Origin of the sequence: Mesorhizobium sp. M2A.F.Ca.ET.039.01.1.1 (assembly GCF_003998035.1) — a bacterium.
Taxonomy (GTDB): Bacteria; Pseudomonadota; Alphaproteobacteria; order Rhizobiales; family Rhizobiaceae; genus Mesorhizobium.
On record NZ_RZRY01001503.1, the window covers coordinates 1 to 488 of the forward strand.

A 488-nucleotide genomic window follows, 5' to 3' on the forward strand; every position below is an offset into this window, starting at 1 on the left:
TTGGCGAAACCGGCGGCGACATCTGATCTCCCCCCTTGAGGGGGAGATGTCCGGCAGGACAGAGAGGGGGGCTGTCCCGCCAGCATCTGAGATTTTCCTATAGCGCGGCGGAGCAAAGGAAAGAGATCAATCGTCGATCGCCGGCGTCAGTTCCAGCTCGGCCGGGGTCAGCCCCTGCCTCAGCTGGCTCAGCCGGAACTCGTCGACCCAATAGGCTTCGCCGTCGACCAGCACGCGAGCGCTGTAAGTGCCGCCGGAAAAGCGCTGCGCGGTGACATAGACCTTGTGGCGCTCGAGCGCGGACTTCACCGCGGCGCGGCGGGACTTTTCTCTGGAGACGGGACTGGCCATGGCCTCACTCGAACACGCTGCCGCCGAAGGATGCGGCTGTCACAAGCATGGCGGAGGGCGGAATGTGAGTCAATTTGGCCAGCGCAGGCCGCCCGCTCACCGCCCCGCCCGCAGCCGCCGCCAGCGCTGCATGAAGT

General features: G+C 66.0%; 1 protein-coding gene. It reads right to left on the reverse strand.

The features are described from left to right. Window positions 1–126 precede the first annotated feature (126 nt). Complete coding sequence (locus EOA24_RS40660) at window positions 127–351, reverse strand: hypothetical protein (RefSeq protein WP_126083307.1); 225 nt, start codon at window positions 349–351, stop codon at window positions 127–129. Window positions 352–488 lie beyond the last annotated feature (137 nt).

Coding starts and splice junctions, on each gene's coding strand:
- EOA24_RS40660 (WP_126083307.1), bottom strand. CDS start 351: ATGGCCAGTCCCGTCTCCAGAGAAAAGTCCCGCCGCGCCGCGGTGAAG.